Origin of the sequence: Ethanoligenens harbinense YUAN-3 (genome assembly GCF_000178115.2) — a bacterium.
GTDB classification, from domain to species: domain Bacteria; phylum Bacillota; class Clostridia; order Oscillospirales; family Ethanoligenentaceae; genus Ethanoligenens; species Ethanoligenens harbinense.
Window position 1 is genome coordinate 181,464 of the sequence record NC_014828.1, and the last position, 12,395, is coordinate 193,858.

Consider the following 12,395-nt stretch of genomic DNA (forward strand, 5'->3'; position numbering starts at 1 on the left):
TTCCAAAAAAGTCAAAAAATAAGCATCGTACGAGAATGTATACAAAGTGGCGGTGTGCGCCTGCGCGTATGCCGCCGGGAACGACTTGCGAGGTGCATGTTTGTGGTAAAAGGCGTGGAACGCAAGATCATTGAGATCCGCGATAACGGCAGCGGCTGTTTTGAACGCGCGCTGTTTTTTGTGCGGGCCGACGTGCCCTCGCCGCTGGCGGAGCCGACACTGGCGGGGGAAGCCGCCCGTATTATCGAACGGTTCTGCCGGGCCAAAAAAGGCGGCCGGCGTCCCTTCCGGGCGCTTTTCCTTATGGCAATGCGCTACGCAGCCTGTGCGGCAGGCGGCGCGGGCGCGGCCACCCTGTTCTGGCTGCTTGGCGGCGGGCATTTCTGAATGCGCCGTCACTCCTTGGCAGCGGCTGCCGCCAGGCGCTCCAGATCGGCAAACGTGTCCAGCTTATTGGCCTCCCCGCGCAGCAGCGCCGCGCCGTGAAGGCCTTTCATATACCAAGCCGCGTGCTTACGCGCCTCCCGCATGCCGATATGCTCGCCCTTGAGGGCGCAGAGCAGCCGCACATGGTCGAGCAGCACCGCCATGCGTCGGGCGGGGTTTGGTTCGGGCAGCAGCTCGCCGGTGCGCAGATAAGTTTCCACTTGCCCGAACAGCCAGGGCCTGCCCAGCGCCGCCCGGCCGATCATTACCAGGTCGCAGCCGGTCTGCGCGAGCATGTGCGCCGCCGCCTGCGGGGAGTCCACATCACCGTTGCCGATAACCGGGATGCGCACGGCCCGTCGTACCGCGGCGATAATGTCCCAGTCCGCCGGGGGCGCATACTGCTGGGCACGGGTACGGCCATGCACGGCGACAGCCGCCGCACCGTTCTCCTCCGCGATGCGCGCGATCTCCACGGCGTTGACGTGCGCCGCGTCCCATCCTTTGCGGATTTTTACCGTAACGGGCACGGGCACGGCGTTTGCCACGGCGCGGACGATACGCCCGGCCAGCGCGGGGTCCTTGAGAAGGGCGCTGCCGCCGCCGTTGCCCGCCACCTTGGGGGCGGGGCATCCCATATTGATGTCAATGATATCCGGGGAAAACGCCAGCGCCCGGCGTGCGGCTTCTGCCATCACGTCCGGTTCGCTGCCGAAGAGCTGGATGGCCATCGGCCGCTCCGCATCGGTCACGCCGAGCAGCTCCGCCGTTTTGGTCGCCTGCATGACGAACCCTTTGGCGCTGGCCATTTCCCCTACTACATACGCCGCGCCGTGCGCCTTGCAGACGGTGCGGAACGCCGTGTCGGCCACGCCGGCCATCGGGGCCAGCGCCGTGTGTCCTTTGATCTCCACATTTCCTATGAACAAACTGTTTCCCTCCGGTTATGCTACGAAAACACACAGAGGGCGGCCCCAAGCGGACCGCCCTCTGTCAACTGTTAAAACCGCCCTGCGGCGAATCCTTTTTTCGGCTCAGCCTTTTTCTCCCGGCGTTTCCTCGTCCCGGGTCGCAGCCTTGACTTTGGTGCTTTCCGGATTATAGTGGAACGGCAGGATGATAGACGATACGTTCTTATGCCGCGAGAGCACGCGCTCCAGGAAATAGGTCGTCTGGTTGTGCAGAACGGCGTCGTACCAGTGCTCCGACACAAACTTGATGATGATGACGGACAGCGTTTCGCCGTGTTTGAGCGCTGCCTCACGCTTGCAGATGTATTTGTCCAGCGGCGCGATGATATCCTGATACGGTGTCAGGACGATCTCCAGCTTCACCGGGATATCCAACCGGTTCCATTCCTCGCGCAACTGCGCGGCATGCTCCGGATGGCGGCAGATGTGCAACACCGTAACGTCGTCCGAAATGGAATTGGCATAGTTGAGCGATTTGAGCAGCGATTTGTTGACCGACTGCATCAGAACGATCACCTGGGTGGAGTGTGCCGTGGCCTGATCGTAGTACGGATGGAACCGGTTCAGCTTCAGTTCGCTGCCCACTTTGCTGTAGTGCTTCTGCACATAGACCATCAGCAACATGAGTACCGGGATGGCGATGACGATCATATATGCGCCCTGGGTGAACTTGGTGGAAACCTCCACGCCCACGCCGATCAGGGTGAGCACCGCGCCCACGCCGTTGATCCACATTTTATACTGCCAGCCCTTATCGCGCGTTTTATGCCATTTGCGGAACATGCCGTACTGCGAAAGCGTGAACGAGATGAACACGCCAACCGAGTAGAGCGGGATGAGGTTGGTGGTTTTCGCCTGGAAAACCAGAATGAGCAGCACCGCCGCGATGCAGATGAACATGATGCCGTTGGAGAAGCTCAGCTTGGTGCCGCGGTGGGCAAACTGGCGGGGCACATAGCCGTCGTGCGCGAGGATATAGAGCAGCAGCGGCAGGCCGTTGTAGGCCGTGTTGGCGGCCAGAATGAGGATGATGGCCGTGAACAGCTGCAGAATATAAAACAGGATTGAATTGCCGAACACCGCCGTGCCCAACTGGGAAAGAATGGTGCCGCCGGACACCGGGATGACACGCAGCTTGAGTTCGAGCAAGGTGGAACCGCCGAACAGAAACACGATCACGCCGCCGAGCATGAAGAGAATGTGTTTGGCATTGCGCTGCGAGGGCTCCTTAAAGTTCGGGATGGAGTTGCTCACGGCCTCCACGCCGGTGAGGGCCGAGCAGCCCGACGCAAACGCGCGCAGAATCAGGGCGATGCTCAGGCCCGCCATCGAGGTGGACAAAGACTGCGTCATTTGCTGGGTATAGGCCACCGGATGAATGGTGCCCGTAAGGACACGGACAAACCCGACGATGATGAGCAGGCCCAGGCACCCGATGAAAATATAGGTCGGGGTGCCGAACAGGCGCGCCGATTCGCGGATGCCGCGCAGGTTACCGAAGGTGATGAGCAGCACAAACACGATGGCGATCCACACCTTCGCCGGCGCCGTACCCGGGAAGGCCGCCACGATGGCATCGGATGCGGAGGACACGCTCACCGCCACGGTCATGATATAGTCCACCACCAGCGAGGCCGCCGCCAGCAACGCGGGATATTTGCCCAGGTTTTCACTGGAGACGATGTAAGCGCCGCCGCCGTTGGGATAGTGGTCGATGATCTGGGAATAGGAAAAAATCAGGATCAACAGCAACAGAATGATGGCCAGCGTGATCCACGGCACGAAATGGAACGCGCCGAGACCGATGACGGGCACCAGCACGAGCAGAATCTCTTCGCCCGCGTATGCCACGGAGGAAACGGCGTCGCTCGCCATCAGCGGCAGGCCCCACCCGCGCGAGAGCTTCTGATCCTTAATGTCCGAATTCTTCAACGGTTTGCCAAGCAGGAAATCTTTCATATTCATAATGCACGCTGTCCTTCATACCGGGGGCATCTTGTCCGCGCCCCAAATGATTTCGCTCTAAGCAAGCGTCATTATTCTAGCATACCCCGTTTTCGAATACAACCACAAAAGCCATTGTCTTTTTGCACAGTGCGGTAAATATTTGTCGATTTTGACACAAAACCGGCTATTTTAGGAAAAAACGATAGACCGGCGTATCCTTTTCAGGCCGCGGGATGCGCAGCAGCGCTCATTTGGCGTGCCCGGCCATGCGGAACAGATCCTTGAGCTTGAGCTGTTTGCCGTAATGCAGAACGGCGGACGCATACAGCCGGATGGACAACGCGCCCATGCCCCAGGTGGTGCCTGCAAGCAGCAGCAGCGAAAGCACGATCTGCCACCAGGGCACCCCGGCCATCATCAGCCGCGCGGGCATGGCGAACGGCGCGGAAAACGGGATGAACGACGCCACCAGTGAAAGCGGCGTGCCCGGCGCCATGAACGAGCCATATGCCAGATAGAACGACAGCATTCCCAAAATGGTGATGGGCTGCATGGCCGAGCGCAGGTCGTCGGCATTGCTCACGCTTGCGCCCGCCACGGCGCTGAGCATTGCATAGAGCGAGAATCCCAGCACAAAGTAGACAAACAGCAGCGCAAACGCGCCCGGCGTGAAGCTCGCAAAGGACAGCACCGCCAGTTTGCTCGCGCCCCCCACCGCCATATAGCTGACGGCGCCCGCGCCCAGAATGAGCAGCAGCTGCAGCAGCCCCAGCGCCCCCATGGCCAGGCTTTTGCCGACGATGATGGCGGACGGTTTGGTGGAGGTGATGAGCACTTCCAGCACGCGGGATGTTTTTTCAGAGGCGATGGACGTAGCCACCCAGATGCCGTAGGTGAAAATGGCGATGAACAGAAGGATGCACACGGCAATGGCGGGAATGAATCCGGTCATATTGTCGGAATGGTCGCCCGTCTGCGTGGTGGCGGGCACGGCCTGGAGGATATAGTCCGCTTCCTGGGGCCCCAACCCGGCCCGCCGCAGCAAGTGTTCCATACGCAGGTTGCGAATGATCTCTGCCAGTTCATCCGCGCCCGGCCCGCTGTCGCGGCTTCTCTCATAATAGGAAAGAGAGGCGCGGTTCGTGTCGTCTGTTTCCTGATAGACCGCCATGACGGCGCCGCTTTCCTCTTTGCCCGCGAGAATATTTTTGCGCAATGCATCAAGCTGACCGTCCGGCACGGTCTTGACCGTATATGCCGGCAGCGCCTGCTGTAGGGCGGCCGGGTCGATGGTGGCGGTGGTCTTGTCGTCAAAATAGACCACGCTGCGGCTTGCCTTGCCGTTTGCCTTGCCGCTCTGCCACTGGGGAATGAGCACGGGCAGCGCCACCAGCGCCGCCGCCACCAGCATCAGCAGCACGGTGACGATGACATAGGATTTTTTCCGCGCCTGTTCGCGGAAGGTGAACCGGAAAATCGTGCCGATGTTTTTCATGCCCGCGCACCCGCCTTTTCCACAAAAATTTCATGCAGCGACGGGGTGCGGATCTCAAAACGGTCGATGCGCACGCCGTCGTCCAGCAGACCGCGCAGAAAACGGTAGGCGTCCGCTTCGTCGCGGATGCGGCATTCCAGGCCGCGCGCGTCCTGCTCCAAAACCGTCAGCCCGGCTGTTTCCGCGCGCGCATGCACGTCCTTCCCGCACTCGACCGACAAGTTGGTGCGGCCATAGCCATCCTTGATGGCGCGCAGGTTGCCCTGCAAAACCGTCTGCCCGTCTTTCAGCATTAGGATATCGCGGCAGAAGGCTTCCACCGACTCCATCTGATGGCTGGAAAGCACGATGTATTTGCCTTCGGCCGCCTGTTCGCGCATCACATCCGCAAACAGGTCGGCGTTCACCGGGTCGAGCCCGCTGATCGGCTCATCCAGCACCACCAGGTCCGGATCATGCAGCAGTGCGGCGGCCAGCTGCACTTTCTGCTGGTTGCCTTTGGAGAGCTGGTCGGCGGTCATCCTGTCATATTTGCCGATTTCCAGCCGCTCATACCACCGGCGGATGGACTGCCTGGCAGCCTGCGCGTTCATGCCGCGCAGGCTGGCGAAATAGAAGAGCTGCTCCCCCACGCGGATCTTGGGATAGAGCCCGCGCTCCTCGGGCAGATAGCCGAACGACACGTTTTCCCGCGTGACCGGGCGGCCGTCCCAGGTGATGGTGCCGGCGTCCTGCTCCAGAATGCCGAGCAGCATCCGGATGGTGGTCGTCTTACCTGCGCCGTTGGTGCCCAGCAGGCCGAATACCCCCGGACTGTCCATCGTGAAGGAAAGGTTCTGCACGGCGGTCTTGCCGCCGTATTGCTTGCGAACATGCTCTACATGCAGCCCCATGGTTTCCCCTCGTTTCGTGTGTTTTTGTGATATTATACCGTCTGTAAAGATTATCCCCAACGCCGCAGCACCACCATGCTAATCCATTTCACTGCGATCAGCAGCAGCAACACCGCAGATAACGCATGCATCATATCCCGGTTAAAAAACGCGGTCACACCCGCAGCCACAGCCAATACCAAAATCCCAACGAACAGCGTCCATTGGGAGGATCGCATGTCGATCAAAAGATTTCGCTCGTCTTCCTCTTCGATACGGGCCACCCGCTGTTTTTCCGGGTCGCGCAGCGTGTGCAGGGTCTTCACCAGCAAGACCACGCCCGCCGCCAGCAGCCCCGCGCCGGCGCCCGCCAGAAAGCTGCCGCCCAAATCGTCGAGATGACCCGCCGCCATACTTCCAATCAGCAGCGCCAGCCCGGCCGCTACACATGCCGCCGACCAGTTTACGCGCAGATGCATCCTTTTGTTGAATTCCATCTTGCCGATGCGCATGATGTCACCTCTCAAACAGAAAAATGTCCTCAATCGTCACGCCCAGAGCCTTTGCGAGACGAAATGCCAGCAAGACCGACGGGTTGAACCGCCCGGCCTCGATGGCAATGACGGTTTGGCGGGAGATATCTGCCGCGTCCGCCAGCGCCTGCTGGGTCATGCCGCGCAGGCGGCGCAGCTCCCGGAGCCTGTTCTCCACGCTGGTTCCTCCTGAAATGTCATCTATCCATTACATTGAGCATAACAGACAGTGCATGAAATGTCAATCATTCATTACATTTTGTACTGCACAAAAAATATGTGTCGGCACTTGCGTTTTGAATAAAAACATGCTATACTGGAACACACTTTCGGCTGAAATCATCTGCGGGTGTGATTCAATGGTAGAATTCCAGCTTCCCAAGCTGGCCGCGTGGGTTCGATTCCCATCACCCGCTCCAACAGGCTGAGCCTGCACGCAATATGCGCCCGTACCCCAACCCGGTACGTGCGTTTTTGCTGCCCGCGCCGCCATGAGGAGAAACCGCATGGAACAGCAGCACGACAAGCGCACTTGGAACCTGTCCCGGGCCGCGGCGATTACCGCGCTTTGTTCACTGGGTATTCTGGTGTGCCTGGGAGAACTTCGGCAGCGGAACATTTTCTTCTATTTTTTCGGGCTTCAGACAAAGCTTGTCCTGCGGATCACCGGCGGAGTTCTGCTCTCGGCGGTTTGCGGGCTGATCATGGTCAACCTGAAAAACGTGGTCCTCACAACCATTGCCGCAATCCTGTACATCATCGCGCTGATGCTGTACTTCATATGTAACGTCTGGACATCCGGAGAAGAAAAATATTACGAATTTCAGTCGCCCGACCATAAAAGGACCATCGTGGTGGAAGAATGCAGCTGGCTGTTGGCAGGGGGGAGCAATGTGTATCAGAAGACCAGCCCGTTCACCATTACGAAATTGAAAAGCGATATCAGCACAGATGACGGATACCGCCCGTTTGAAAACAAGGACTTTGCGATCACCTGGTCGGCCCGCACTGTAACGATCGCCTACGGTTTCGGTAACGGCGGCGATACGCGCCCCTTCACAACCGTTCAGCTGCAATAAATCACACAGAAAAAGAACACCCTCCACCAGCATGGAGGGTGTTCCCGTTCGCAGGCTCTGTACGGTATGCCATCAGAAATCGTCGAGCGGCAGGCCTTTTTTGATGCGCCCGGCCACCCAGTCGATATACTGCGTGGCGGTGCGGGGCGAGCGCCCATTGTACCGCAGCGCCCACTGCGCCGCGCCGCGCTCGAGCTGCGCGCCGTCCACATCCAGGCCACGGTCGGCCGCGAGCGCGCGCACGATATCGAAATAAAGCCGCTGGTCAGGCGAGGTGAACGTGACCGTGATGCCGAAACGGTCGGCCAGCGAGAGTTTTTCCTGCATGGCGTCCCCGGCATGGATCTCGCTGTCGCGCTCGGAAAAACTCTCCTTGACAAAATGCCGCCGGTTGGAGGTGGCATAGATGACCGTATTGCGCGGGCGGGCGGCCACACCGCCTTCTAGCACGGCCTTGAGGGCGGAATAATTGTCGTCGTCGTCGCTGAAGCTCAGATCGTCGATGAAAATGATGAATTTCAGCGGCACCGAGCCGATGCGCTCAATGATGCGGGCAAATTCCACGATGCAGTCCTTGGATACCTCGATGATGCGCAGCCCGCGCCCGCGGAACTCGTTGAACACCGCCTTGACGGTGGAGGATTTGCCGGTGCCGCGGTCGCCGTAAAGCAGCATGTTGTTGGCCGAGATGCCGTCGAGGAAATTCGCGGTGTTTTCCAGCACGATGTTGCGCTCATACTCATAGCCCTTGAGCTGGGCAAGGCGCACCGGATCGGGCGAGGAGATGCCGAACAGGCTGCTGTCCCCCGAAACGCCGCGCTGCCACTTGAACGCGCCGAAGCTGGCGAACACGCCGCAGCCGTGGGTGGCATGGAACTGTTTCGTTTCTTCCGTCGAAAACGAACCGCCGGTGATAAAATCGGGCAGCGAGTCGATGAACGCCACCGAATCGTCGTCGTCAAACGAGGCGCTTGCCGCGGCTTTGATCTCGCGCGGCGAAAGGTCAAGCGCCATGGAAAGCGCTTCCAGATCGCGGGCGGCGGCGGCGCGCACGGCTTCTTCCACCCGCCCGGCCGCGGCCTGCCTGGCAAACAGGCTGTCATTCTGCTGCACAAGCGTGTGCAGCGCGCCGGAAAAATCCAGCACTCCGGCCGTCGCTCTTGCCGGCGCGAGCAGGCTGATGAACGCGCCGTATGCGTCCAGAAACCCGCGCAGCTCCGCGCCGTGCGCTGTTTCCAGCACCTTTGCAAAGGCCGCCACCACGGGTTTTTCCAGCAGCGGGCGATAAAGCCCCAAAGAAGAAAGCGCCAGACGCGCTTTTTGCACCGTATCCATTTATAACATCCACACCTTTTTTATGTTGCGCGGGCCGGAAGCCCGCCGCGTGTCACCGCTTATTGTAGACCTGCGCCCGCCCCGCTGTCAACACGGACATTGCCCGCTTTTCGGTTCAGGCGGATTCCACACGAACGACCGGCATACGATCCCAATAAGGCACGCGCCTGTCTCGGTGATTTCTGCATATCCTCAAATTGGAGCGCACTCCGTTTGCCTTCCCGTTTGTCCGCTCCGGAACCGCCGCCCCGACGCAAAGCCCCGGCAATTTTGCCGGAAAGGTTGCGCGCCGCGCCGTTTGAGGCTATAATATCATATTGAACAGCCTGCGGTATTCCACGCGATTCCACCCACAGGCAGGCCTGTTTCCGCAAACTCTTTATTGAACGGACAATGTCGTCACGCAGGAGGAACGCTCAGTATGCCAAACGGCGCACAAGCCATGGTAACCGCACTTGAAGCGGAAGGTGTCCGCACGTTATTCGGTTATCCGGGGGCAGCAATCTGCCCGTTTCTGGACGCGCTCGCGGCGTCCGATATCACCTATCATCTTGTGCGCCATGAGCAAAGCGCCGGGCACGCGGCCAGCGGCTATGCCCGTGTTTCCGGTTCACCGGGTGTGTGTTTTGCCACCTCCGGCCCGGGCGCGACCAACCTCATCACCGCGCTGGCCACAGCCTACATGGACTCCATCCCGCTGGTGGCCATCACCGGGCAGGTGCAAAGCGGCCTCATCGGCCGCGACGTGTTTCAGGAAGCGGATATCACCGGCGCTGCGGAACCGTTCTGCAAGCACAGTTATCTGGTGCGCGACGCGAACGACCTGCCCCGTGTGATGAAAGAGGCGTTCTATATCGCGCGCAGCGGCCGTCCCGGCCCCGTGCTGGTGGACGTGCCGTCCGACATACAGGAGCAGCCGGTGACTTCACCGGCGCACCACGAAAAAGTGGACATCCGCGGCTACAAACCGCGCACCAAAGGCCACGCGCTCCAGATCAAGCGGGTGGCCGAGCGCGTCGCCCGGGCGCAAAAACCTGTCATCTGCGCGGGCGGCGGCATTTTCTCCGCGCACGCGCAGGCCGTGCTCGCCGCCTTTGCGGAAAAGTGCCGCATCCCGGTGGTAAATACGCTGATGGGCATCGGCGCGCTGCCCGCAGCCCATCCACTGGCGTTCGGCATGCTGGGCACCCACGGGCGCGCGGTGGCCAACCATGCCCTGCACAACTGTGACCTGCTCATCATCGCCGGCGGCCGGGTGGGCGACCGCTCCGTGGCGGAGCCGGATCAGATCGCCGCGCGCACCTGCGTGGTGCACATTGATGTGGACCCGGCGGAGATCGGCAAAAACATGGATGCCGAACTTCCGCTGGTGGGCGACCTGCGGCTGGTGCTGGAGGCGTTGACCGAGCAGACCGTGCCGGGCGATACCGCCGCATGGGTGGCTTCTCTGGAAAGCCTGCGGGACGCGCCCGAGCCTGCGCGCCCCCCACACAGCGGCTGTATTGAGCCGCGTGCCTTTTTCCGCACGCTTGCCGCACAGATGGAGGACGATGCCGTGGTGGTGGCGGACGTGGGGCAGTCCCAGATCTGGGCGGCCAACCACCTCGCCATGCGGCACGGGCGTTTCCTTACCACAGGCGGCATGGGCACCATGGGCTACAGCCTGCCCGCCGCCGTAGGTGCGGCGGTGGCGTTGCCGGAGAGACAGATCGTAGCCGTGTGCGGGGACGGCGCGTTCCATATGTCCATGATGGAACTGGCCACCATCCGCCAGTACAGACTGGACATCAAGCTTGTCGTGATGCACAACGACTGCCTGGGCATGGTGCACGAACTGCAGACCAAGCACTACGGCGGGCGGTATGTGGCCACCTCGCTCGGCTGCGGCGATCCGGATTTCCAGTTGCTGGCCAAAGCCTACGGGCTGGAAAGCCGCCGCGTGGAGAACGACGCGGACGTTCCGGACGCCGTCGCGCGCATGCTGCACGCACCCGGCCCTTATCTGCTGGAATGCCGCATCGACCCCGACGAGCCGACGCTCTGACCGCCGCGACCGAAAGGAGACTGAAACAGATGAAGCATACCCTGTCCGTTCTGGTGGAAAACCGCCCGGGCGTACTCTCCAAAGTGGCCGGGCTGTTCTCGCGCCGCGCCTTCAACATTGACAGTCTGGCCGTAGGCGTCACGCAGGATCCGTCGGTCTCCCGCATCACCATTGTGGTGGACGGTGACGAATATACCACCGAGCAGGTGGAGAAGCAGCTTAACAAGCTTATCGACGTCATCAAAGTCAAAACGCTGCCGCACGGGCAGTTCATCAGCCGGGAGCTGGTGCTGCTCAAGGTGGCGTGCATGGCGGCGAACCGGTCGGAGGTCGTGCAGATCGCAGACATTTTCGACGCCCGGATCGTGGACGTGACCCGCACCACCCTCACGCTGGAAATCTCGGGTACCGCGTCCCGCATCGCCAGCCTGGAATCGCTGCTGGCGCCGTACGGCATCCGCGAAACGGTACGTACCGGCACCATTGCGCTCGAAAAGGGCGCGCAGGACATCACCGCGGGCAGAAAGCCGGCGGAGGAGCCGTCCGTTTCCTAAACGCTGAACCTTGCGGAACAACCGTTCCGCAGTGCAGATAAATCCATATCCATATAAGAATGCCGGGAAACCGGCCGGGAGGTCATTCAACAATGGCAAAGATGTATTATGAAAGCGACTGCAACATCAGCCTGCTCAAAGGCAAAAAGATCGCCATCATCGGTTATGGCAGCCAGGGCCACGCCCATGCGCTGAACCTCAACGAGAGCGGCATAGACGTGATCGTGGGCCTGTACAAAGGCAGCCGGTCCTGGCATGTGGCCGAAGCGGCCGGCCTGACCGTGATGACGGCGGCCGAAGCGGCGGCTGAAGCCGACATCATCATGATCCTCATCAACGATGAGAAACAGGCGGCCATGTACGAAAAAGACATCGCCCCGAATCTCACCGAAGGCAAAGCGCTTGCGTTCGCCCACGGTTTCAACATCCACTTCGGCCAGATCGTCCCGCCCAAAAACGTGGACGTGTTCATGGTCGCCCCGAAAGCTCCGGGCCACACCGTGCGCAGCGAATACCTGCGCGGTGCCGGTACCCCCTGCCTCATCGCGGTGGAGCAGGATCATTCCGGTAAAACCAAAGAGATCGCGCTGGCCTATGCCGCGGGCATCGGCGGCGCACGCGCCGGCATCCTCGAAACCACCTTCCGCGTGGAGACCGAGACCGACCTCTTCGGTGAGCAGGCCGTGCTTTGCGGCGGCGTGACCGCCCTCATGCAGGCCGGTTTCGAAACGCTGGTGGAAGCGGGCTACGCGCCGGAGAACGCCTATTTCGAGTGCATCCACGAAATGAAACTGATCGTGGACCTGATCTACGCCGGCGGCTTTGAGGCCATGCGCAAGTCCATCAGCGACACCGCGGAATACGGCGACTATATCACCGGGCCGAAGATCATCACCGATGAGACCCGCAAGGCGATGAAAGACGTTCTCAAGGACATCCAGGAAGGCAAATTCGCCCGCGAATGGATTCTGGAGAACCGTGTGGGCCGCCCGAACTTCAACGCGCTGCGCCGCAAGGGCGCCGAGGCCCAACTGGTGGAAGTGGGCCAACAGCTCCGCAGCCAGATGACCTTCCTCAAAAAATAAGCGTTTTTCCAAACGCAGCAAAAGGGCCGACGGCAACTGCCGTCGGCCCTTTTC

The 12,395-nt window shown here is 60.7% G+C and carries 12 protein-coding genes and 1 tRNA gene; 6 read left to right on the forward strand and 7 right to left on the reverse strand.

Annotation, left to right across the window (positions count from 1 at the left end; genetic code table 11):
• Positions 1 to 96 precede the first annotated feature (96 nt).
• The gene (locus ETHHA_RS00890) at positions 97 to 387 is read left to right on the forward strand and encodes a hypothetical protein (protein WP_041686568.1); all 291 of its coding nucleotides are present in this window, start codon (positions 97 to 99) and stop codon (positions 385 to 387) included.
• Positions 388 to 395: 8 nt separating this feature from the next.
• On the opposite strand, the gene dusB is transcribed toward ETHHA_RS00890, so the two are convergent.
• The 6 genes from dusB to ETHHA_RS00920 all read right to left on the reverse strand — a co-directional run bounded on the left by dusB (position 396) and on the right by ETHHA_RS00920 (position 6,422).
• Positions 396 to 1,355, reverse strand: a complete 960-nt coding sequence (dusB, locus tag ETHHA_RS00895) for a tRNA dihydrouridine synthase DusB (RefSeq protein WP_013484141.1) — start codon at positions 1,353 to 1,355, stop codon at positions 396 to 398.
• A gap of 105 nt (positions 1,356 to 1,460) precedes the next feature.
• Positions 1,461 to 3,362, reverse strand: coding sequence for an APC family permease (locus ETHHA_RS00900; protein ID WP_013484142.1), 1,902 nt, complete (start codon positions 3,360 to 3,362; stop codon positions 1,461 to 1,463).
• Positions 3,363 to 3,591: 229 nt separating this feature from the next.
• Positions 3,592 to 4,839 carry an ABC transporter permease gene (locus tag ETHHA_RS00905; protein ID WP_013484143.1) on the reverse strand — a complete coding sequence of 416 codons (1,248 nt, stop codon included), beginning with the start codon at positions 4,837 to 4,839 and terminating at the stop codon, positions 3,592 to 3,594.
• Positions 4,836 to 5,732 carry an ABC transporter ATP-binding protein gene (locus ETHHA_RS00910; RefSeq protein WP_013484144.1) on the reverse strand — a complete coding sequence of 299 codons (897 nt, stop codon included), beginning with the start codon at positions 5,730 to 5,732 and terminating at the stop codon, positions 4,836 to 4,838. The genes ETHHA_RS00905 and ETHHA_RS00910 overlap by 4 nt, the downstream gene beginning before the upstream one ends.
• Before the next feature lie 50 nt (positions 5,733 to 5,782).
• Positions 5,783 to 6,223 carry a DUF2178 domain-containing protein gene (locus ETHHA_RS14220; RefSeq protein WP_013484145.1) on the reverse strand — a complete coding sequence of 147 codons (441 nt, stop codon included), beginning with the start codon at positions 6,221 to 6,223 and terminating at the stop codon, positions 5,783 to 5,785.
• A 4-nt stretch (positions 6,224 to 6,227) separates the two neighbouring features.
• Positions 6,228 to 6,422 (reverse strand): helix-turn-helix transcriptional regulator, encoded by a 195-nt coding sequence (locus ETHHA_RS00920; RefSeq protein ID WP_013484146.1) that lies wholly within the window; start codon positions 6,420 to 6,422, stop codon positions 6,228 to 6,230.
• A gap of 167 nt (positions 6,423 to 6,589) precedes the next feature.
• Between ETHHA_RS00920 and ETHHA_RS00925 the strand changes: the two genes are divergently transcribed.
• Both ETHHA_RS00925 and ETHHA_RS00930 read left to right on the forward strand, forming a co-directional pair.
• Positions 6,590 to 6,663, forward strand: a tRNA-Gly gene (locus ETHHA_RS00925).
• A gap of 87 nt (positions 6,664 to 6,750) precedes the next feature.
• Positions 6,751 to 7,323 carry a hypothetical protein gene (locus tag ETHHA_RS00930; protein WP_013484147.1) on the forward strand — a complete coding sequence of 191 codons (573 nt, stop codon included), beginning with the start codon at positions 6,751 to 6,753 and terminating at the stop codon, positions 7,321 to 7,323.
• 72 nt (positions 7,324 to 7,395) lie between these two features.
• Here ETHHA_RS00930 and ETHHA_RS00935 read toward each other — a convergent pair whose 3' ends face one another.
• Positions 7,396 to 8,658 carry an ATP-binding protein gene (locus ETHHA_RS00935; protein ID WP_013484148.1) on the reverse strand — a complete coding sequence of 421 codons (1,263 nt, stop codon included), beginning with the start codon at positions 8,656 to 8,658 and terminating at the stop codon, positions 7,396 to 7,398.
• Between the two features lie 421 nt (positions 8,659 to 9,079).
• Here ETHHA_RS00935 and ilvB point away from each other — a divergent pair, with 421 nt between their 5' ends.
• The 3 genes from ilvB (at position 9,080) to ilvC (ending at position 12,341) form a co-directional block, all read left to right on the forward strand.
• Entirely contained in the window at positions 9,080 to 10,702 is a 1,623-nt protein-coding gene (gene ilvB / locus ETHHA_RS00940; RefSeq protein ID WP_013484149.1) for a biosynthetic-type acetolactate synthase large subunit, read from the forward strand.
• A gap of 29 nt (positions 10,703 to 10,731) precedes the next feature.
• Positions 10,732 to 11,256 (forward strand): acetolactate synthase small subunit, encoded by a 525-nt coding sequence (ilvN, locus tag ETHHA_RS00945; protein ID WP_013484150.1) that lies wholly within the window; start codon positions 10,732 to 10,734, stop codon positions 11,254 to 11,256.
• Positions 11,257 to 11,348: 92 nt separating this feature from the next.
• A complete protein-coding gene (gene ilvC, locus ETHHA_RS00950) occupies positions 11,349 to 12,341 on the forward strand; it encodes a ketol-acid reductoisomerase (protein ID WP_013484151.1) in 993 nt (330 codons plus the stop codon).
• Positions 12,342 to 12,395 lie beyond the last annotated feature (54 nt).